Here is a 19,519-nt window from a genome sequence, read left to right on the forward strand (position 1 = left end):
GCGCACGGAGCGGCCGCAAACACACCGGCGGCGCACGCACCGGCCCCGCACACGGCCCTGCACACCCCGGCCGCGCACACCCCGGCCGCGCACGGAGCGGCCCCGCACACCCCGGCCCCGCGCGCGCCCGTACGCCGGTCCTCGGCTCAGTCCACGGCCACCGAGTCCACCGAGCCGTCCGCCACCGACAGCGACAGCGCGAACCGGCCCTCGGAGTCCGTCCACCAGTGGGACAACTCCAGCCCCGCCTCCGCGAGTTCCTTCCGCACCCCCTCCTGACGGAACTTCGCCGAGATCTCCGTGAGGATCTCCTCACCCTCGGCGAAGGGCACCACCAGATCCAGCGCCCGGATCTTCACCGTCACCGCCGACCGGGCCCGCAGCCGCATCTCGATCCATTCGTGCTCCCGGTTCCACACCGCCACGTGGTCGAAGTCGGCGGTGTGGAAGTCCGCGCCCAGCTCCCGGTCGATCACGGCCAGCACGTTCTTGTCGAACTCCGACGTCACCCCCTGCGCGTCGTCGTACGCCGCCACCAGCACGGCCTCGTCCTTCACCAGGTCCGTGCCCATCAGCAACGCGTCCCCCGGCGAGAGCATCGCCCGTACGGACGCCAGGAACACCGCCCGCTCCGGCGGCAGCAGGTTCCCGATCGTGCCGCCCAGGAACACCACCAGCCGCGGCCCGGGAGAGTCGGGCAGGTGCAGCGGCCCCGTGAAGTCCGCCAGCAGCGCGTGCACCTTCAGCCCCGGATGCGCCGCCAGCAGCGCCTCCGCCGCCCCCGTCAGGGCGCTCTCGCTGACGTCCACCGGGACGTACGTCTCCAGCGCCGGCAGCGCCTCGATCAGGTGCCGGGTCTTCTCCGAGGAGCCGGAGCCCAGCTCCACCAGCGTGCGCGCCCCGCTGACCGCCGCGATCTCCCGGGCCCGCTCCAGCAGGATCTCCCGCTCGGCGCGCGTCGGGTAGTACTCCGGCAACCGGGTGATCTCCTCGAAGAGTTCACTGCCCCGGGCGTCGTAGAACCACTTCGGCGGCAGCTCCTTGGGGAAGCGGGTCATCCCGCTCAGGACGTCCTTGCGCAGCGCCCTGTCGGCGGCGTGCTCGTCGAGGGTCCGGGTCATCTGGAAGTCGCTCACGGGGTGCTCTCCTTCAGGGGGATCAGGGCGACCCGCGTGCGGGTAGCGGTCAGCAGGCTCCGGTCGGGCACCTCGCACCAGCCGGTGTCGTCGTCGTACGGCTCGGACGCCACGACCACCCGCCCCGACGGGCTGCCGGGCAGGTACCAGAGGGAATCGCCCCAGGCGGTGGCGGCGATCGAGACGCCGTCGGTGAGCAGCAGGTTCAGCCGGGAGCCCGGGGCCGCGGCGGCCAGTTCGCGGACCGCCTCCGCCAGGGCCGTGCCCGGGTCGTCGCCCTGCCGCAGCCGGTGCAGGACCAGGGCCCACACCAGCGCGGAATCGGTGCGCGCGGCCAGCTCCAGCAGGGCGTGGGCCGGCAGGGCCGCCGCGAGCGGCGCCGCCGTGTCCGGCCAGCCGCGTACCGCACCGTTGTGGCTGAACAGCCAGGGCCCCGAGGCGAACGGGGCCGCCGCGGCCTCCCCGTCCGTGCCCGCGAAGGTGGCGTCGCGCACGGCGGCCAGCAGGGCCCCGCTGCGCACCACCCGGCCCAGGTCGGCGAAGCCCTCGTCCCCCCACACGGGCCCGGCGCGCCGGTAGCGGGCCGGAACCGGGTCGCCGGCCGCGTACCAGCCGACGCCGAAGCCGTCGGCGTTGACGGTGCCGTACCGCTGCCGGCGCGGCGCCCAGGACTGCCGCACGAGCGAGTGCTGCGGATCGCCCAGTACGGCGCTCAGGGGTATCTCCGGTCCCAGATAGGCAAGGTGACGGCACATCAGACGCCCCTCGCGGTACGGAAGCCGGAGAAGATCTGCCGGCGCACCGGCAGGTCCCAGTTGCGGAACGTGCCCCGGCAGGCCACCGGGTCGACCGCGAACGAACCGCCGCGCAGCACCTTGTGCTCCGGCCCGAAGAACACCTCCGAGTACTCCCGGTACGGGAAGGCGCGGAACCCCGGGTAGGGCAGGAAGTCCGAGGCGGTCCACTCCCACACGTCGCCGATGAGCTGGCGCACCCCCAGCGGGGAGGCCCCGGCCGGGTAGCAGCCGGCGCGGGCCGGGCGCAGGTGGCGCTGGCCCAGGTTGGCGTGGAGGGGGGTCGGATCGGCGTCGCCCCAGGGGTAGCGGCGGGAGCGGCCGGCGGCCGGGTCGTGGCGGGCCGCCTTCTCCCACTCCGCCTCGGTGGGCAGCCGGCGGCCCGCCCAGCGGGCGTAGGCGTCGGCCTCGTACCAGCTCACGTGCAGGACCGGTTCGTCGTCGGGCACCGGCTCGGTCACCCCGAACCGGCGGCGCAGCCACTGGCCGGCCTCGCGCTGCCAGAACAGCGGGGCCCCGATGTCATGCCTACGGATCTGCTCCCAGCCCTCGGCCGCCCACCAGCGGGGGTCCGTGTAGCCGCCGTCCGCGATGAAGGCCTGGTAGGCGCCGTTGGTCACCGGCACGGTGTCGATCCAGAAGGAGCCCACCTCCCGCACGTGCGCGGGCCGTTCGTTGTCCAGTGCCCACGGCTCGGCCGAGGTGCCCATGATGAACGGGCCTCCCGGCACCAGTACTTCGGCCGCGGCCGGGGCCGGACCCTGCGGCGGCTGCGGATCCTCTGCGGTCAGTACGGGTTCGCCCGCCCGTAGCTGATGGGTGATCAGCATGGTCTCGTCGTGCTGCTGCTCGTGCTGGGCGATCATCCCGAAGGCGAACCCCCGGTCGAGCAGGGCCGTTCCCTCCAGCGGGGTGCGGTCCAGCAGGTCGAACACCCGCCCGCGGACCTCGGCCGCGTACCGGCGGGCCTCCTCCGGGCCCAGCAGTGGCAGCTTCGGCCGCTCCGCGCGCGGGTGCTGGAAGGCGTCGTACAGGGAGTTGATCTCGGGACGCAGGAACTCGCGGCCGGCCACGTTGCGCAGCAGCCACAGCTCCTCCTGGTTCCCGATGTGCGCCAGGTCCCACACCAGCGGGGACATCAGGGGGGAGTGCTGCGCGGTCAGGTCCGGGTCGCTGACGACGTCGGTCAGCCCGGCCGTACGGGCCCGGGCGGCGGTCAGGGCGGCCGCGGCACGCTCGCGCAGCACGTCGGGACGGATCTCGGGGTGGGTCTCGGTGGTCACGGGCGCGGTCCCTTCGCGGCGGGCGGCCGCCGGCGGTGTGCCGCCGGGCCGGTGTCTTCCATGGCTGCCGGAGCGGTGCTCGCGGCGGCCCGGGTGCGTCCGGCGACCAGGGCGTGGTCCACGTCGTCGGCCGGGCAGCGCCCGCGCCTCACGTAGCGCCCGGCGAAGGCCTCCACCGCGTCCTGGACGCAGCGGTCCGCTCCGAGCCGGGGCAGGGCCTCCGCGGCCGCCGCGAAGCAGGCCGTGGCGGCCGCCCGCAGGTCCGGGTCCGCCAGCGCGCCGCGTGCGGCGGTCCGCCACAGCGGGTTGCGGGGCGCGCTCCGGGTCCCGTAGGCGTCGGCCAGGGCCTTCACCGCCCGGTAGGCCGTCTCGGCGGCCTCCGGGTCGTCGAAGAGTGCGTGCACCACGGCCACCGGGACCGTCCAGCCGTCCTCCCCGGGCTGCGCGTCGATCATCCGCAGCTCCAGGTGGCCGCGCGGGCGCACGGGCGGGAAGAGGGTGGTGAGGTGGTACTCCAGGTCCGCGGCCGTGGGCCGCCGGGCGGGGCCCGGTCCGTGGCCGTCCGTGCGCAGCCAGTCGCGGAAGGTCAGACCGTGCGGCACCGTCCAGGATCCGTCGCCGGCCCCCCGTACGCACATCACCTCGGTGTCCAGCGCGTGCGCGGCCCAGGCCGCACGGGGTTCGGCGTCCAGGGGCGGGGCCAGTGCGCGCCGCGGGTCGATGTCGCTCCAGATCCCCTGCCGCGCGCACCGCCAGCCCTCGTACGGGCCCTCGCGGCCGGGGGAGTTGGCGAAGGCGGCCACGAGTACGGCGCCCAGGAGGTGGGCGAGCCGCCAGCGCCTCCCGTACCCGAGCGGGCCCGGCTCCTCGTGCCCGGCGTCCACGCAGACCTGCACGGAGGCGGAGGAGCGCATCATGGCCCGGCCGGCGGGGCCGGTGCGGTCGAAGTAGGTCTCCATCGCGTCGTAGCGCGGGCTGGCCAGGAGGCGGCGCAGGGGCTTTCGGGGGTCCTCGCCGAGGCCGTGGAGGACGAGGCCGCGCTCGCGCAGGGCGCCCCGTACGGCGGCGAGGTCGGCGCGGAGCCCGTCGAGGCAGGCGGTGAGGGAGGCGGCGGGGGCGGAGCTGAGCTCCAGCTGGCCGCCGGGTTCGACGGTGACCCGGGACCCCAGGGGCAGGGCCCGGGCGGCCGCGTGGGCGTCGGTGAGGCGGTCGGGGGGAAGCGGCAGCCAGGGGCGCTCGGCGTCCAGGACGAGCCATTCGAGCTCGGCGCCGAGGGTGCGGGGCGGACCGGTCTTGAAGCAGATGCCGTGGATCAGGTCCTCGGCGGCCGCCTCGCCGAGGTGGGCGTCCGCGGAATCCGCGGGATCGTGGACGTGTGGAGCGGGTGAGTTCTCGGACATGACCGGAACCTCGTCTCCTGTAGTCGGCCGTGATGTCACCCGTGCCTACCCGTCCTCGGGGTGCTAATTCCTTTGCCGCTCCCGTGCCCGCGCCGCAGGATTGCCGCGTGAGCAGCAGATTGCGCGAGATCGCGCGGGAGAACGCACTGGTCGTGGCGGCCGGCGGGTACCGGACGCGGTCGGGGCGGTGGGTCTCCCTCGCCGCCGGCCTGGCGGAAGCCAAGGCCGGAACCAGGATATATGGGCCAAACTCGGTCATTCCAGACGATGGGTCCGTCAGGGGGAGCCTGCGGACGGTCTTCGAGGTCACGGGGGAGAGCAGCACGGCCGCGGCGCGTCGCCTCGCGCAGCCGCCCGGCCAGGGCCCGGTCGCGGTGCTGAACTTCGCCTCGGCCCGCAATCCCGGCGGCGGCTACGTCCGCGGCGCCAAGGCGCAGGAGGAGGCGCTCTGCCGGGCCTCGGCGCTGTACGAGACCCTGCTGGAGGCCCCGGAGTACTACGAGGTCCACCGAGCGGGCAGGAGCACCTTCTACACCGACCGGGTGATCCACTCACCCGGGGTGCCGGTGTTCCGCGACGACCGGGGCGACCTGCTGGAGACCCCGTTCCGGGCCGGGTTCCTCACCTCCCCGGCCCCGAACGCGGGCACGATCCGCCGCCAGGAGCCGGAACGAGCCCCGGAGATCCCGGCGGCCCTGGCCCGTCGGGCGGAGCGCGTCCTGGAGGTGGCCGCACTGCACGGCTACCGGGCGCTGGTGCTCGGCGCCTGGGGCTGCGGGGTGTTCCGCAACGACCCGGCGGAGGTGGCGGAGGCCTTCCGCCACCTGCTGACGGGCCGCTTCACGGGAACCTTCGACCGGGTCGTCTTCGCCGTCCTGGACCGCAACCCGGCCCCGCGCGAAGCCTTCACCCGGGCCTTCGCCGACGCCTGAGTCCGAGAGCGGGTCCGGGCCCGTCCGGCTACCGCCAGCCGTAGCGCTCGCGCAGGCGGTCGACCACCCGCTGGAAGCGGGGCCGGTCCAGGGCGCAGGCCTCGCGGCGCATGCCCGCCTCGTGGACCCGCAGCACCCGGTCGACGTCCACCCAGGACTCCCGCCCGGCGGCGTCCCAGGGGCCGGAGCCGATCGGGACCCACTCCCGGTCGGCGTCGTGCCGCTTGCTGGACAGCTGGACCGCCAGCACGGTCGACCCGCCCGCCTCGCGCGCGACCACCAGCACCGGCCGGTCCTTGCCCCGCCCGTCGTTCTCCTCGAACGGGACCCAGGTCCACACGATCTCCCCGGGGTCGGGGTCCCCGTCCGGGTCGGGGGCGTACTCGGTGCGGACCGGGCCGATCGCGAGGGGGTCGGCCTCGACGGTGGCGGCGAAGCCGTCCCGCCCGGGCTGCTCGACGTATCCGTTGCCGTGATGTGAAAGTGCCGTCATCCGGGCGAGGTTAGCGGGTGCGCGGGCCCGGGAGGGGGAGGAGGGCGGCGCCGGTCCCGTCCGGCCCGGCGGCGCCTCGGCCCTCGCGGGCGCCCGCCCTGGCAGGATGGCGGCATGGAACGAGTGCTGGGAATCGGCGGCTATTTCATCCGGGCGAGCGACCCGGCGGCCCTGACCGCGTGGTACCGCGACTGCCTGGGCCTGGACCTCGACGAACACGGCCTGTGGCGGCCGGAGTCCGGGCCTACCGTGTTCGCTGCCTTCGAAGCCGGTACGGAGTACTTCGGCTCCCGCGCCCAGGGGACCATGCTCAACTTCCGCGTCCGCGACCTGGACGCGATGCTCGTGCAGCTGCGGGCGAAGGGCGCCGATGTGGCCGGGGAGGTCCAGGAGATGCAGGGCGTGGGCCGCTTCGCCTGGGTCACCGACCCGGAGGGAAACCGCGTGGAACTGTGGCAGCCCGCCTGAGCGGCCCGCCTGATCCACCCTGATGGCCCCCTTACCGCCGCCTTAAGCGGAGCTTAGGGTTCCCACATCGCACCCCGAAACGAACGATTGTCCGTTTCGGGGCCGCTAGCGTGCTGCCGCATCCCCAACTCCCCAGTAATAGAGGCAGGCACGCCATGGGCAGCACCACCCGTCACCGTCGCAGGGCCGGCGGCAGGGCGAAGGCCGCGGGCGCGATCGTGGTGGCGGCGGTGATCGGCGGCGCGGCCCTCGCGTTCACCGGTACCGCGCAGGCCACCGCCGTCGGCGCCGTGTACACCACCTCCAGCGCCTGGAGCGGTGGTTACACCGGCCAGTACGTCATCACCAACGGCACCGGCCGCACCCAGTCGGACTGGACCCTGCGGTTCGACCTGCCGGCCGGCACGAGGATCGACTCCCTGTGGAACGGCACCCACACCGTCGACGGGCAGCACGTCACCGTGAAGCCCGCGAGCTGGAACCGGGAGCTCGCGCCCGGGGCCTCCGTCACCGTCGGCTTCGTCGCGAGCGGCGCCGGTGCCCCCGGCGCCCCCAAGGGGTGCCTGATCAACGGGGTCAAGTGCTCCGTCGACCAGAGCGCGACCCCGCAGCCCAGCGGCCGCCCCACCACCCCGCCCGCCCCGGCCCCGACCGCCACGAAGGGACCGGTGGCGACGGCCTCCGCGACGTCCGCCCCCACCGCCAAGCCCACCGCGACCGCGCCGGCCCCCGGGCCCGGCGGGGGCGGGGCGCGCTTCGCGCCGTACGTCGACACCTCCCTCTACCCGGCCTACGACCTCCTCGACACCGCGACGAGCACCGGGGTGCGGGAGTTCCACCTCGCCTTCGTCACCGCCGGCGCCGGGTGCACCCCGCTGTGGGGCGGGGTCACCGATCTGGCGAGCGACAAGGTGGCGGGCCAGATCGGCGCGCTGCGCGCCCGGGGCGGCGACGTGCGGGTGTCCTTCGGCGGGGCCGCCGGCCGCGAGCTGGCGCTGAACTGCGCGAGCGCCGACGAGCTGGCGGCGGCCTACGGGAAGGTGGTCGACCAGTACCGGCTGACCAAAGTCGACTTCGACATCGAGGGCGCGGCCCTGCCCGACACCGCCGCCAACTCCCGCCGCGCCCAGGCCATAGCCCGGCTGCAGCAGTCCCACCCGGGCCTGGACGTGGCGTTCACCCTGCCGGTGATGCCCGAAGGGCTGACCCAGCCGGGCGTGGCCCTGCTCGCCGACGCCCGCCGGGGCGGGGTGCGGATCGACTCCGTCAACATCATGGCGATGGACTACGGGCAGGCGTACGGCGGGGACATGGGGCAGTACGCCATCCAGGCCGCGACGGCCACCCAGGCCCAGCTGAAGGGGGTCCTCGGACTGTCCGACCAGGCGGCCTGGAAGGCCCTGGCCGTCACCCCGATGATCGGCGTCAACGACGTCGCGTCGGAGGTCTTCTCCGTCTCCGACGCGACGCAGCTCGTGGAGTTCGCCTCGGCGAAGGGCATCGGACGGCTGGCCATGTGGTCCGCGGCCCGCGACGCCCAGTGCCCCGCGGGCGCGCTGAACCACGCGGAGCCCACCTGCAGTTCGGTCCTCCAGCAGCCGCTGGCCTTCACCAGGGCCTTCGGCGCACTGCGTTAGGGCGTGGCGGGGCCCCCGGAGGAGGCGCGGAGCAGCTCCAGCACCTGCGCGGTGATCGCGGCCTCGTTCCGCTCGAACTCCGGCCCGGTCAGCCGGTCCGGCTCGGCGGGCAGGCCCGTCAGGACGGGGGTGTGCAGGTGCCCGCCGGGCAGGGCGGGGCGCAGTTCCAGCCGGAGCCGGTTGGAGCGGTAGGCGACCTCGTTGGAGAGGTAGCCGCCGCCCCCGCCCGCGACGGCGCGGGAGCCGGGGGTGGGCCCGTCCTCGCGGTCCACCGGAGCCGTCTCCCCGGCCGGTATCTCGGTGACGGCGGTGTTGAGCCGTACGGGGTAGGGCGCCTGGACGGCGGTCATGGCGTCCGTGGGCAGGCTGGTGCGCAGGAACTCCGCGCCGGGACCGAGGCCCGGCGCGGTGGCCGGGTGCTCGGGCGTACCGCCCGCCAGGGCGCCGGCGTTGTCGGGGTACGGGTCGGCCGAGCGGTTGCGGCCGGCCCAGGCCTCCAGGGTGAACAGGCCGGGGTAGCCCTGGCTGATGCTGGTGATCATGTCGGCGGAGCGGGGGCCCGCCGCCAGCCGGGGCGCGTAGGCCCGTTCGACGATCCCGGCGTCGAAGTCGGCGTAGCGGACCGGCAGGACGACGGCCCGGATCTCGGCGGTGGTGCCGTCGGCCAGGGTGATGCGGCGGCCGTTGAGCTGGAGGGCCGCCAAGCCGGAGGGGTTGGCCCGCCGCAGCTCGGTGTCCAGGCCGAAGGGGTCGAACCCGCTGACGAAGATCCGCCGGACGCCCCGGGTGCCGCGGAACTCGTTGGCGCTCAGACCCCGCGAGGCGTCCTCGAACCGGGACTTCAGCGCGGCCCGGTCCACCGTGAACCCGGGCTGCCAGGCGTCGAGTTGCACGGTCATCGCGAGCCGGGTCCAGTACAGCGGCCGGTCGTCCCGGTCCGGCAGGTCACCGCCCGGCCGGCGCCCCTGGGCCCGGTTCACCGCGGCCTGCCACAGGGCCTCGCCCCACGCGTCGAGCAGCCGCTCCGCCCCGGCGGCGTCGCGTACGCCGCACAGCGCGGCCGGGAAGCGGCGTACGAAGCCGTCGAGGCCGGCCCGCCCGGGGAAAGCGGTCGCCCGGGGATCGGAGAGCCGGCCCTGTTCGGCGTCGGGCGCGGCGGGCGCCTGCGCTCCGGCGGTGCAGGCGGGCGCGGGGTCCGCGTGGGCGGTGGCGGCCGGGAGCAGGGCGGTGATCCCGAGGAGGGCGGCGGCGAGGGCCGTACGGCGTAAGAGCATCATGCCGTGTGACATTACATAGAGGGTGCCGGGTCCGGGAGGCGACTTCCGGGCGGCGGTACGGGCGCCGGGGCCACGGCCACGGAGGCCGTGGCCCGGGAGCGCGGCCCGGATCAGTCGGTCCGGGGCCAGTCCCAGCCCAGCTGGAGGAACAGGCCCAGCCGGTCGCTGACCGCGCGGATCTGCGAGATCCGGCCTCCGGTCAGGGTGAACAGCCAGATCGCCTCGTTCTCGAAGGAACGGCCCGTCGGCTCCGGCATACGCGGATGTGTGCCGCCGTGCGTACCGGACATGACCACGCGGGCGACGACCCGCTCGTCCTCCGCGACCAGCTCCTCCACCCGGACGGTCAGCGGATCGAACGCCGCCAGCTGCCGGCGCAGCCCCTCGAAGGCCGCACCCGGCTCGTCGGGCTCGCCGTGGATGATCTGGTTGTGGTCGATCACGTCCTCGGTCATGTACTGCGGCAGGTCCGCGGTGCGCCGTTCGCTGACGGCGGTGAAGAAACCGAGCACGGCCTGCTTGTTGTCGTCCTGCACGCCCATGGCGTGCACCCCCTGTCGATCATGGTGTGGATCAAGTCGCGGTGAGCTTAGGCGCGTCGGGTATGCGGGTGGTCAAGCACGTGTCAACTGCCGTCAAATTCCAGCCTGATCGGCCAGTTCCGATCGGCCGACCCCCGGTGGCCAGTGCGCCGCCCAGCCCTCCGCCGCCTCCAGCTGCGCCGCCAGCGACAGCAGCCGGGGCTCGGAGTGCGCCGGGCCAAGCCAGCAACGGCAGCCGCTCGCCGCGGGCCAGCCGCCGGTCGGCGGCCTCCGCCTCGGCCAGTGCGGCCTCGGCGCGGACGATCCGGAAGGCGTTGAGGGAGGGCTGCGCGGCTGCGATCCGCGCCAGCGAACGCTCCGTCAACTCCTGTGCATTCACCCGCCCTTCGACCAGTGCCGTGGCCATCTCCGCGAGCCCTGAAACGGTGTCCGTCATCGGCTGCCTCCCCCCTACCGGTCGGTAATAGCGACGGTAAGCGCAAACGGTCCGGCCCGCACCCTCCCGCAGCGCCCCGCAGGGCGCTCCGGGACGGCCGGGAAAAAAATCTTCGGCGGAGATGTCGAGAACCCGGCGCCGGCTCCGTCCCAGGGGTGAACGCGGCCAGAATGGACGCGTCGGAACGGATCGAGGAGAACCGTCATGGCCAAGTACCTGCTGCTGAAGCACTACCGCGGCGCCCCGGCCCCCAGCAACGACGTCCCCATGGACCGCTGGACCCCGCAGGAGGTCTCCGACCACATCCGGTACATGCGCGACTTCGCGGCGAAGCTGGAGCAGACCGGCGAATTCGTGGACGCCCAGGCCCTGGCACCGGAGGGCACGTGGGTCCGCTACGACGGCGAGGGCCGCCCCGCCGTCACCGACGGTCCGTTCGCCGAGACCAAGGACCTGATCGCCGGCTGGATGGTGATCGACGTGGACAGCCACGACCGGGCCCTGGAGCTCGCCGCCGAGCTGTCGGCCGCCCCGGGCGCCGGCGGCCGCCCGATCCACGAGTGGCTGGAGCTGCGCCCCTTCATGTCCGAGCCGCCCACGATCACGGAGTGAACGGCGCCCCCATGACCCGCCCCGGCCCCACCGGCCCCGCCCCCGACGCCGCCCCCGCCCCCGGCTCCCGCCCCGCCCAGGACCCCGCGGTCCCGGGCGGGGCCCCGCCGCCCGCGACCGCCGCGGCGGGTGCCCGTCCGCACCCCGCGGCCGAGGCCGGTGTGTCGCCGCAACCCCCGGCCGCGGCCGGGGCGCCGCACCCCGCCGCCGAGGGCGGGGCCGCTCCGGCCGCCGTCGACGAGGCGCTGCTGCGCGAGCTCACGCCGGCCGTCCTCGGCATCCTCGTGCGGCGCGGCGCCGACTTCGCGGCCGCCGAGGACGCGGTACAGGAAGCCCTCCTCGACGCCCTCCGCACCTGCCCGGCCGACCCGCCCCGCGACCCCCGGGGATGGCTCGTCACCGCCGCCTGGCGCCGCTTCCTCGACGCCACCCGCGCCGACGCGGCCCGCCGGCGCCGTGAGGACCTGGCCGACCGCGAACCGGAGCCGGGCCCCGCGCCCGCCGCCGACGACACCCTCAGCCTCTACTTCCTGTGCGCGCACCCCGCCCTCTCCCCGTCCTCGGCCGTCGCCCTCACCCTGCGCGCCGTCGGCGGCCTCACCACCCGCCAGATCGCCCGCGCCTACCTCGTGCCCGAGGCGACCATGGCCCAGCGCATCAGCCGTGCCAAGCGCACCGTCTCGGGCGTCCGCCTCGACCGGCCCGGCGACGTGGCCACCGTGCTGCGCGTCCTCTATCTCGTCTTCAACGAGGGCTACTCGGGCGACGTCGACCTCGCCGCCGAAGCCATCCGCCTCACCCGCCGGCTCGCCGCCGCCGTCGACCACCCCGAACCGGCCGGGCTGCTCGCCCTGATGCTCCTCCACCACGCCCGCCGCGCCGCCCGGACCGCCCCCGACGGCAGCCTCGTCCCGCTCGCCGAACAGGACCGCGGCCGCTGGGACACGTCGGCCATCGCCGAGGGCATCGGGATCCTGCAGGCCGCACTGGCCCGCGACCGCCTCGGGGAGTACCAGGCCCAGGCCGCCATCGCCGCCCTGCACGCCGACGCCCCCAGCGCCGCGGAGACCGACTGGCCCCAGATCGTGGAGTGGTACGACGAACTCGTCCGGCTCACCGGCAGCCCCGTCGCCCGCCTCAACCGGGCGGTGGCCGTCGGCGAGGCCGACGGGCCCCGGGCCGGCCTCGCCGCGCTGGCCGATCTCGACCCGGACCTGCCCCGGTACACCGCCGTCGCCGCGTGGCTGCACGAACGCACGGGCGACCGGGCCGCCGCCGCCCGGCTGTACGCGGAGGCCGCCCACCGGGCCCCGACCCTGGCCGAGCGCACCCACCTCACCCGGCAGGCGGCCCGTCTCAACGCCGGCCCTCCCGTCCACGACGACCGCCCGGACCCGGGAACCGCCGGCTCTTGATCGACTGGCCGGGGCAGGGCCGCCGGAGCACCCTCGGGGGTAGGGAAGAAGGTGGTCCAGGTGCGTCGGACGGTGTCGTTGTGCGCGGCCGGGAGCGCCGTGATCATGGGCGTCCTGTCCGGTTTCGCGAGCCCGCAGGCGCACGCGGCGGCCGGCGACGGCGACCGCGACCGGCGCAGTGCGGCGGTCCTCGAACAACTGGTGCCCGCCACCGACGCCCCGGGCTGCGCGGCCGCGGTCGGGCGGCGCGGCGACGTCGTCTGGGAGGAGGGGAGGGGGAAGGCCGATCTGGCCACCGGACGCGACATCACCCCGAAGACCGTCTTCGACATGGCGTCCAACTCCAAGCAGTTCACCGCGGACGCCGTCCTCCTACTGGCCGGACGGGGTCAGCTCACCCTGAACGCACCCCTGTCCGACTTCCTCGACCACCCGCCGGCCTGGACCCGGGACGTCACACTGGGCGACCTCATGCGTCATACCAGCGGCATTCCCGACTACCAGGACCTGCTGGAGGCCAAGGGCGTCAAGCTGACGGATCCGGCGGGCCAGCAGGAGGCGATCGCGGCCATCCTCGCCTCCCGGCCGCAGGAGCCGCCGGGCAAGCACTTCGCCTACTCCAACTCCAACTACGTCCTCCTGGCGCACGTCGTCGAAAGGGTCACGGGCAAGCCGTTCGCGGCCTTCCTCCAGCAGGAGTTCTTCACCCCGCTGCACCTGAGCATGTCGGTCTCCCCGGCCGCGGACCTCCCCGGCAAGGCGAAGTCGTACGACGAGAAGGACGGCGCGTACACCCCCAACGCCTCCCCCTGGAAGCAGTACGGGGACGGGGCCGTGCAGACGACGCCCGGGGAGCTCGTCCGCTGGGCCGACAACTACCGCACCGGGCGCATCGGCGGACAGCAGCTCCTCGACGCAGTCACCCGAGGTGCGGTCGACGTGGGCGACGCCCTGAGCCGGCGGGGCGTCGAGGCGGGCCGGTACGGAGCCGGGATCCTCGTCCTCCCCGACAAGGGCCTGGTGCACCGCGGCGACTGGGAGCAGTTCCACAGCACCTTCGAGGTGAGCCCGGACCGGAACACCGCCGTCACGGTGGTGTGCAACACGGAAGCCCCCGACAGCTTCCGCGCCGCGAAGCAGCTCATGGACATCTGGGCCGGCTGACGCCCCCCCCCGCAACCGGGCGGGCGGCCCAGCCCCCCCGCAAACCGCCCGGCCAGGGCCCCGGCCGCCCCTGGACCCCGTTGACACGCAGTGACACCGCGGCGGAGACTGCGGGCGCGCCCCACCGGGCGTGCCCGGTGGTGTGCTCCGGTGCCCACATCGGCGCCGGCGCGCCGCCGATCGTACGGAGTCGCCCAGGAGAGCCCCCATGAGCATCCGCACCGTCCGCGACGTCTACGTCGTCGACGCCGTCCGCACCCCCATCGGCAAGTTCGGCGGCGCCCTCGCCGGAGTCCGCCCCGACGACCTCGCCGCGCACGTCGTGCGCGCCCTCGTCGACCGGACCCCCGACCTCGACCCCGCCCGCATCGACGACGTCGTCTTCGGCGACGCCAACGGCGCGGGCGAGGACAACCGCGACGTGGCCCGCATGGCCGTGCTCCTCGCCGGGCTGCCCGTCACCGTCCCCGGCGCCACCGTCAACCGCCTCTGCGGCTCCGGCCTCGAAGCCGTGATCCAGGCGGCCCGTGCCATCGCCCTGGGCGACGCCTCCGTCGCCATCGCCGGCGGCGTCGAGTCGATGACCCGGGCCCCCTGGGTGGTGCAGAAGCCCGAGCGCGCGCACCCCGCCGGGCACCAGCAGATGTGGTCCACCACCCTCGGCTGGCGGATGACCAACCCCCGCATGCCGGCGGAGTGGACCGGCTCGCTCGGCGAGGGCGCCGAGCTCATCGCGGAGAAGCACGGCATCACCCGCGAGGCCCAGGACGCCTTCGCCCTCGACAGCCACCGCAAGGCCGCCGCGGCCTGGAACGCCGGGCTGTACGACGGCGAGGTCGTCCCGTACCCCGGCGTGGAACTCCTGCGCGACGAGTGCATCCGCGAGGGCTCGACCCCCGAGGCCCTCGCCCGCCTCAAGCCGGCCTTCCGGACGGACGGCTCCGGCACCGTGACCGCCGGCAACGCCTCGCCCCTCAACGACGGGGCCGCAGCCCTCCTCCTCACCGACGAGGCGGGCCTGGCCGCCACGGGCCGTGAGCCGCTCGCACGGATCAGCGCCTCCGCCGTCACCGGCATCGAGCCCCAGTTCTTCGGCCTCGGCCCGGTGGACGCCGTCCAGCGCGCCCTCACCAAGGCCGGCCGTAGCCTCTCCGGCCTGGCCGCCTTCGAACTGAACGAGGCCTTCGCGGCGCAGGCGCTGGGCTGCCTGGCGGCCTGGCCGGAGCTGGACCCCGCCGTGGTCAACCCGCGCGGCGGCGCCATCGCGATCGGACACCCCCTCGGCGCCTCGGGCGCACGGCTGGCGGGCTCGGTCGCCCACCAGCTGGCGGCCGCGGGCTCGGGCACGGGCATGGCGGCCCTGTGCATCGGCGTCGGCCAGGGCATCGCCCTGGTCCTGGAACGCTGAACGACACCCCCACCACGCCCCACCCACCCGGGCCGGGCCCTGCCAGGGCCCGGCCCGGCCCCCCCGGCGTAGCGATCGTTTCCGGACAGCCCGCCGCACCAACTGCCCAATAACTGAACAGAATCCGGAGCCCCGGGTCTGGCACGATGGCGCCTGCCACCGCCGCCCCCCGCCCCGCCCACCCCTCCGGAGGCCCCGCGTCATGCCGCTGCTCGATCCGACACTCTGGCAGGACGGACCCACCCTCACCGGCGGTACGGCCCCGGTCGTCGAACCCGCCACCGGGCGGACCCTCGCCACCCTCGACCTCGCCGCCCCCGCCGACGTCGCGGAGGCGGCCGTACGGGCGGCGGCCGCGCAGCGGGACTGGGCGGGGGCCGGTCACATCGGACGGGCCGCCGTGCTGCGCCGGGCCGGGGACCTGTTCACGGCGCACGCCGACGAGCTGCGGGAGTGGCTCGTACGGGAGTCGGGTTCGGTCCCCGGCAAGGCGGACTTCGAACTGCACGTCGCCGCCCAGGAGTGCTACGAGGCCGCCGCGCTGGCCTCCCGCCCGGCCGGGCAGGTGCTGCCCAGCGAGGCGCCCCGGCTCTCCTACACCCGCCGCGTCCCGGCCGGGGTGGTCGGGGTGGTGGCCCCGTTCAACGCGCCGCTGATCCTCTCCATACGCTCCGTCGCGCCCGCCCTCGCCCTCGGCAACGCGGTGCTGCTCAAGCCGGACCGCCGGACCGCCGTCTGCGGCGGACTCGCCCTGGCCGCCGTGTTCGCCGCCGCAGGGCTCCCGGCCGGGCTGCTGCACGTCCTGCCCGGCGGGGCCGAGACGGGCGCCGCAGTGGTGGCCGACCCGCGCGTGCGCGTCGTCTCCTTCACCGGGTCCACCGCCGCCGGCCGCTCCGTCGGCGAACTGGCGGGCCGTCACCTCAAGCGCGCGCACCTGGAGTTGGGCGGGAACTCGGCGCTCGTCGTGCTCGCCGACGCCGATGTCGAGGCCGCCGTCGCACAGGCCTCCTGGGGCTCCTTCTTCCACCAGGGCCAGATCTGCATGACCGCCGGACGCCACCTCGTCCACGCCTCGCTCTACGACGAGTACGTGGAGCGGCTGTCCGCGCGTGCCGAGGCGCTCACCGTCGGCGACCCCCACCGCGAGCGCGTCCACCTCGGGCCGCTCCTGGACGAGACCCAGCTGGCGCGGGTCCACGGGCTGGTCGAGGACAGCCTGGAGCGGGGCGCCAAGCTCCTCGCCGGAGGGACCTACGAGGGCCTCTTCTACCGGCCGACCGTGCTCGCGGGGGTCGGCGACGACACCCCCGCCTACACCGAGGAGGTCTTCGGCCCCGTGGCGCCCGTACGCTCCTTCACCACCGAGGACGAGGCCGTGGAGCTGGCCTCCGCCGGTCCGTACGGGCTCTCCCTGGGCATCGTCACCCGCGACGCGGCCCGCGGCCTGGAGCTGGCCGACCGCATCCCGACCGGCATCGCGCACGTCAACGACCAGACCGTGAACGACGAGGCGGTGGCCCCCTTCGGCGGGGTCGGCGCCTCCGGCACGGGTGCCCGCTTCGGCGGCGAGGCCAACCTGGACGCCTTCACCGAACTCCGCTGGACCACGGTCCGCCGGACCCCCGCCGGCCACCCCTTCTAGGGAAGCCGCAGCCGGAGCGGAATGCCACGGCGCGGCCGTTCGTTCCAGCAGGGCAAGTAGGACGCACCGCAGGACGTACGGCGATGCGGCGACGCAGCGACCAGGAGGTCAGGAAACCGTGGCTACCGTCGAGCTCACCAAGGAGAACTTCGACCGCACGGTCGGCGAGAACCCGTTCGTGCTGATCGACTTCTGGGCCGGCTGGTGCCGCCCCTGCCTCCAGTTCGCCCCCGTCTACGAGAAGGCCTCGGAGGCCAACCCGGACCTGGTGTTCGCCAAGGTGGACACCGAGGCCCAGCAGGAGCTGGCGCAGGCCTTCCAGATCACCTCGATCCCCACGCTGATGATCGTCCGGGACCAGGTGGCGATCTTCGCGCAGCCCGGCGCCCTGCCGGAGGCCGCCCTCACCGACCTGATCGGCCAGGCCCGGGCCCTCGACATGGACGAGGTCCGCCAGAAGATCGCCGCGCAGCAGCAGGCGGCGCCGGACGAGGAGGAGGGCGCCGCCCCCGGCACGCCGGAGGGCTGAGCTTGCCGGACGCGGCCCCCGTCCCACGGCGACACTGGACGGCATGACCGAACCGGTGGAGTACGACGTCGTGGTGCTCGGCGGGGGCCCGGCAGGCGAGAACATCGTCGACCGGACCCGCGCCGCCGGGCTGAGCACGGCACTGGTGGAGAGCGAACTCGTCGGCGGGGAGTGCTCGTACTGGGCCTGCATCCCCAGCAAGGCCCTGCTGCGCCCGGTGCTGGCCCGCGCCGACGCCCGCCGGGTGCCCGGCCTGGCCGGGGCCGTCTCCGGTCCGCTCGACGCCGAGGCGGTGTTCGCGCACCGCGACTACTGGACGGGCGACTGGAGGGACGGCGGCCAGGTCGACTGGCTCGATTCCATCGGCGCCCACCTGTACCGGGGCCACGGCCGCCTCTACGGCATCCGCAAGGTCGCCGTCACCAGCCCCGAAGGGGTGCACCACGTCCTTTCCGCGCGGCACGCCGTCGTCGTCGCCACCGGCACGCGGCCCGTCCTCCCGGACCTCCCCGGACTGCACGGGGCCGGCGCGTGGACCAGCCGGGAGGCCACCTCCGCCCGGCACGTCCCCGGCCGGCTGCTGATCGTCGGCGGGTCCGTCGTGGCCTGCGAGATGGCCACCGCCTGGCAGGCCCTCGGCTCGCGGGTCACCGTCCTGGCCCGCGGCTCGGGGCTGCTGCCGAGGATGGAGCCCTTCGCCGGGGAACTGGTCGCCGAGGCCCTGACCACGGCCGGTGCGGACGTCCGGACCGGGGTGACCGTCGAAGCCGTCGTACGGGACGGGCCGACGGGCCCCGTCACCGTGGTCCTCGAGGGCGGCGAGCTGCTGGAGGGCGACGAACTGCTGATGGCCACCGGGCGCGCGCCGCGCACCGACGACATCGGGCTGGACACCGTCGGGCTGACCCCCGGCGACTGGATCCGCGTCGACGACGGCTGCCGGGTCGAGGGCCACGACTGGCTGTATGCCGTCGGGGACGTCAACCACCGGGCCCTCCTCACCCACCAGGGCAAGTACCAGGCCCGGATCGCCGGAGCCGCCATCGCCGCCCGCGCGGGCCGGGGGAACGGCGCCCCGGCCCCGGGCACCGCCCGCTGGGGCCCGTACGCCGCGACCGCCGACGCCGAGGCCGTACCGCAGGCCGTGTTCACCGACCCGGAGGCCGCGTCCGTCGGCCTGACCCTGGCGGAGGCCGAGCGCTCCGGGCGCCGGGTGCGGGCCGTCGACCAGGACCTCGGCAAGGTCTCCGGCGCCGGCCTGTACGCCGACGGCTACCGGGGGCGGGCCCGGATGGTCGTCGACCTCGACCGGGAGGTGCTCCTCGGGGTCACCTTCGTGGGGCCCGGCGCCGCCGAGCTGCTGCACGCGGCCACCGTCGCCGTCGTCGGGGAGGTCCCGATCGACCGGCTCTGGCACGCGGTGCCGGCCTTCCCGACCATCAGCGAGGTCTGGCTCCGGCTGCTGGAGGCCTACCGGGGCTGAGCACGCGCAGCCGGTTCACGTGCGCAGGTACGAGGCCCCGTTGACGTCGAGCACCGCCCCCGAGCTCCACCGTGCCGCGGGCGAGGCCAGGTACAGCACGGCGGAGGCGATCTCCTCGGGCTCGGCGACCCGGCCGAAGGGGCTCTGCGCACGGATGCCCTCGCCCTCCGCGCCCCGGAGCCGGCCGGAGACCCGCTCGGTGGCCACGAAACCCGGGGCGACGGAGGCCACGGTGATGTCGTGGGGCGCCAGGGAGACGGCCAGGGACTGGCCGAGGGCGTGCAGGGCCGCCTTGGTGGCCCCGTACGCCGGATGGTCGGGCTCGCCCCGGAAGGCACCGCGCGAGCCCACGTTGACGATGTGCCCCGGCCGGCCCTCGTCGATCATCCGGCGGGCCACGCAGTAGCTGACGTCGGCCGCGCCGAAGAGGTTCACCGCGGCCGTGCGCCGCCAGGCCTCCTGCCAGTCCGCGTACGAGGTGGTGGGCAGCGGGTGCGCGACCATCGCCGCGGCGTTGTTCACCAGGACGTCCACCCCGCCCAGTGCGGCGGAGGCTTCGCCCACCAGCTCCTCGACCCGCGCGGGGTCGCCGAGGTCGCCGGTGACCAGGACGTGGCCCTCCCCGTCGAGGGCCGCCAGGGTCTCCCGGGCCTCGGCGTGCGGGGCGGAGGCGTGGACGGCGACCCGGTCGCCCTGCCGGGCGAACGCGGCGGCGACGGCCCGCCCGATCCCCCGGGAGGCCCCGGTGACCAGTACGCCCCGGCTCATGCGGCACGCTCCCGCGGGGATGTCCGCGAGGTCCCGCCTGCGCCGCGCCGCTCGGCACGCACGCTCGCCGCACCGGGCGCAAGACCGGGTACGTCCCCCT

General features: G+C 75.2%; 19 protein-coding genes. 10 read left to right on the top strand and 9 right to left on the bottom strand.

All coding sequences use genetic code 11. The annotated features are described in order from the left end of the window. Positions 1-146: 146 nt before the first annotated feature. Genes egtD through egtA form a run of 4 tightly spaced genes read right to left on the bottom strand, consistent with a single transcriptional unit; the run spans position 147 to position 4,613 of the window. Positions 147-1,136, bottom strand: coding sequence for an L-histidine N(alpha)-methyltransferase (egtD, locus tag BX286_RS31220; RefSeq protein WP_121017000.1), 990 nt, complete (start codon positions 1,134-1,136; stop codon positions 147-149). After that, complete coding sequence (gene egtC / locus BX286_RS31225) at positions 1,133-1,891, bottom strand: ergothioneine biosynthesis protein EgtC (RefSeq protein ID WP_121017002.1); 759 nt, start codon at positions 1,889-1,891, stop codon at positions 1,133-1,135. Before egtC ends, egtD begins: the two co-directional genes overlap by 4 nt. Further along, positions 1,891-3,213 carry an ergothioneine biosynthesis protein EgtB gene (gene egtB / locus BX286_RS31230; protein WP_187344222.1) on the bottom strand — a complete coding sequence of 441 codons (1,323 nt, stop codon included), beginning with the start codon at positions 3,211-3,213 and terminating at the stop codon, positions 1,891-1,893. The genes egtC and egtB overlap by 1 nt, the downstream gene beginning before the upstream one ends. After that, complete coding sequence (gene egtA, locus BX286_RS31235) at positions 3,210-4,613, bottom strand: ergothioneine biosynthesis glutamate--cysteine ligase EgtA (RefSeq protein ID WP_121017004.1); 1,404 nt, start codon at positions 4,611-4,613, stop codon at positions 3,210-3,212. Before egtA ends, egtB begins: the two co-directional genes overlap by 4 nt. Positions 4,614-4,720: 107 nt before the next feature. Here egtA and BX286_RS31240 point away from each other — a divergent pair, with 107 nt between their 5' ends. Further along, entirely contained in the window at positions 4,721-5,545 is an 825-nt protein-coding gene (locus BX286_RS31240; protein WP_100862341.1) for a TIGR02452 family protein, read from the top strand. A 28-nt stretch (positions 5,546-5,573) separates the two neighbouring features. Here the strand turns inward: BX286_RS31240 and BX286_RS31245 are convergent, their stop codons facing one another. Further along, on the bottom strand, positions 5,574-6,038 hold the full coding sequence (locus BX286_RS31245) for a type II toxin-antitoxin system PemK/MazF family toxin (protein WP_079430839.1): 465 nt from the start codon (positions 6,036-6,038) through the stop codon (positions 5,574-5,576). 114 nt (positions 6,039-6,152) lie between these two features. On the opposite strand from BX286_RS31245, the gene BX286_RS31250 reads away from it, so the two are divergent. Further along, the gene (locus BX286_RS31250) at positions 6,153-6,506 is read left to right on the top strand and encodes a VOC family protein (protein ID WP_079430840.1); all 354 of its coding nucleotides are present in this window, start codon (positions 6,153-6,155) and stop codon (positions 6,504-6,506) included. 155 nt (positions 6,507-6,661) lie between these two features. Then, a complete protein-coding gene (locus BX286_RS31255) occupies positions 6,662-8,143 on the top strand; it encodes a cellulose binding domain-containing protein (RefSeq protein ID WP_079430841.1) in 1,482 nt (493 codons plus the stop codon). Here BX286_RS31255 and BX286_RS31260 read toward each other — a convergent pair. The 3 genes from BX286_RS31260 to BX286_RS38110 all read right to left on the bottom strand — a co-directional run bounded on the left by BX286_RS31260 (position 8,140) and on the right by BX286_RS38110 (position 10,398). Then, positions 8,140-9,432 (bottom strand): pyroglutamyl peptidase, encoded by a 1,293-nt coding sequence (locus BX286_RS31260; protein WP_121017006.1) that lies wholly within the window; start codon positions 9,430-9,432, stop codon positions 8,140-8,142. The two genes, BX286_RS31255 and BX286_RS31260, sit on opposite strands and share 4 nt — an antisense overlap. A gap of 98 nt (positions 9,433-9,530) precedes the next feature. After that, complete coding sequence (locus tag BX286_RS31265) at positions 9,531-9,962, bottom strand: ester cyclase (protein ID WP_079432088.1); 432 nt, start codon at positions 9,960-9,962, stop codon at positions 9,531-9,533. A 31-nt stretch (positions 9,963-9,993) separates the two neighbouring features. Next, on the bottom strand, positions 9,994-10,398 hold the full coding sequence (locus BX286_RS38110; protein ID WP_187344223.1) for an amidase family protein: 405 nt from the start codon (positions 10,396-10,398) through the stop codon (positions 9,994-9,996). A 204-nt stretch (positions 10,399-10,602) separates the two neighbouring features. Here BX286_RS38110 and BX286_RS31280 point away from each other — a divergent pair, with 204 nt between their 5' ends. The 7 genes from BX286_RS31280 (at position 10,603) to BX286_RS31310 (ending at position 18,651) form a co-directional block, all read left to right on the top strand. Then, positions 10,603-11,010, top strand: coding sequence for a YciI family protein (locus tag BX286_RS31280; RefSeq protein ID WP_121017008.1), 408 nt, complete (start codon positions 10,603-10,605; stop codon positions 11,008-11,010). Next, positions 11,007-12,425 carry an RNA polymerase sigma factor gene (locus tag BX286_RS31285; RefSeq protein ID WP_261993558.1) on the top strand — a complete coding sequence of 473 codons (1,419 nt, stop codon included), beginning with the start codon at positions 11,007-11,009 and terminating at the stop codon, positions 12,423-12,425. The genes BX286_RS31280 and BX286_RS31285 overlap by 4 nt, the downstream gene beginning before the upstream one ends. A gap of 60 nt (positions 12,426-12,485) precedes the next feature. Continuing rightward, positions 12,486-13,589, top strand: coding sequence for a serine hydrolase (locus BX286_RS31290; RefSeq protein WP_148710305.1), 1,104 nt, complete (start codon positions 12,486-12,488; stop codon positions 13,587-13,589). A 208-nt stretch (positions 13,590-13,797) separates the two neighbouring features. Continuing rightward, positions 13,798-14,997 (top strand): thiolase family protein, encoded by a 1,200-nt coding sequence (locus BX286_RS31295; protein ID WP_100862338.1) that lies wholly within the window; start codon positions 13,798-13,800, stop codon positions 14,995-14,997. 202 nt (positions 14,998-15,199) lie between these two features. Further along, on the top strand, positions 15,200-16,639 hold the full coding sequence (locus BX286_RS31300; RefSeq protein ID WP_100862337.1) for an aldehyde dehydrogenase family protein: 1,440 nt from the start codon (positions 15,200-15,202) through the stop codon (positions 16,637-16,639). Positions 16,640-16,757: 118 nt separating this feature from the next. After that, positions 16,758-17,168, top strand: coding sequence for a co-chaperone YbbN (locus BX286_RS31305; protein WP_079430847.1), 411 nt, complete (start codon positions 16,758-16,760; stop codon positions 17,166-17,168). Positions 17,169-17,211: 43 nt separating this feature from the next. Further along, entirely contained in the window at positions 17,212-18,651 is a 1,440-nt protein-coding gene (locus tag BX286_RS31310) for an NAD(P)/FAD-dependent oxidoreductase (protein WP_121017010.1), read from the top strand. Between the two features lie 15 nt (positions 18,652-18,666). Here BX286_RS31310 and BX286_RS31315 read toward each other — a convergent pair whose 3' ends face one another. Next, on the bottom strand, positions 18,667-19,419 hold the full coding sequence (locus tag BX286_RS31315; RefSeq protein WP_100862335.1) for an SDR family NAD(P)-dependent oxidoreductase: 753 nt from the start codon (positions 19,417-19,419) through the stop codon (positions 18,667-18,669). Positions 19,420-19,519 lie beyond the last annotated feature (100 nt).

Origin of the sequence: Streptomyces sp. 3211.6 (assembly GCF_003634815.1) — a bacterium.
Taxonomy (GTDB): Bacteria; Actinomycetota; Actinomycetes; order Streptomycetales; family Streptomycetaceae; genus Streptomyces; species Streptomyces katrae_A.

Coding starts and splice junctions, on each gene's coding strand:
- egtC (WP_121017002.1), bottom strand. CDS start 1,891: ATGTGCCGTCACCTTGCCTATCTGGGACCGGAGATACCCCTGAGCGCC.
- egtA (WP_121017004.1), bottom strand. CDS start 4,613: ATGTCCGAGAACTCACCCGCTCCACACGTCCACGATCCCGCGGATTCC.
- BX286_RS31245 (WP_079430839.1), bottom strand. CDS start 6,038: ATGACGGCACTTTCACATCACGGCAACGGATACGTCGAGCAGCCCGGG.
- BX286_RS31250 (WP_079430840.1), top strand. CDS start 6,153: ATGGAACGAGTGCTGGGAATCGGCGGCTATTTCATCCGGGCGAGCGAC.
- BX286_RS31255 (WP_079430841.1), top strand. CDS start 6,662: ATGGGCAGCACCACCCGTCACCGTCGCAGGGCCGGCGGCAGGGCGAAG.
- BX286_RS31260 (WP_121017006.1), bottom strand. CDS start 9,432: ATGTCACACGGCATGATGCTCTTACGCCGTACGGCCCTCGCCGCCGCC.
- BX286_RS31265 (WP_079432088.1), bottom strand. CDS start 9,962: ATGGGCGTGCAGGACGACAACAAGCAGGCCGTGCTCGGTTTCTTCACC.
- BX286_RS38110 (WP_187344223.1), bottom strand. CDS start 10,398: ATGACGGACACCGTTTCAGGGCTCGCGGAGATGGCCACGGCACTGGTC.
- BX286_RS31280 (WP_121017008.1), top strand. CDS start 10,603: ATGGCCAAGTACCTGCTGCTGAAGCACTACCGCGGCGCCCCGGCCCCC.
- BX286_RS31295 (WP_100862338.1), top strand. CDS start 13,798: ATGAGCATCCGCACCGTCCGCGACGTCTACGTCGTCGACGCCGTCCGC.
- BX286_RS31300 (WP_100862337.1), top strand. CDS start 15,200: ATGCCGCTGCTCGATCCGACACTCTGGCAGGACGGACCCACCCTCACC.
- BX286_RS31310 (WP_121017010.1), top strand. CDS start 17,212: ATGACCGAACCGGTGGAGTACGACGTCGTGGTGCTCGGCGGGGGCCCG.
- BX286_RS31315 (WP_100862335.1), bottom strand. CDS start 19,419: ATGAGCCGGGGCGTACTGGTCACCGGGGCCTCCCGGGGGATCGGGCGG.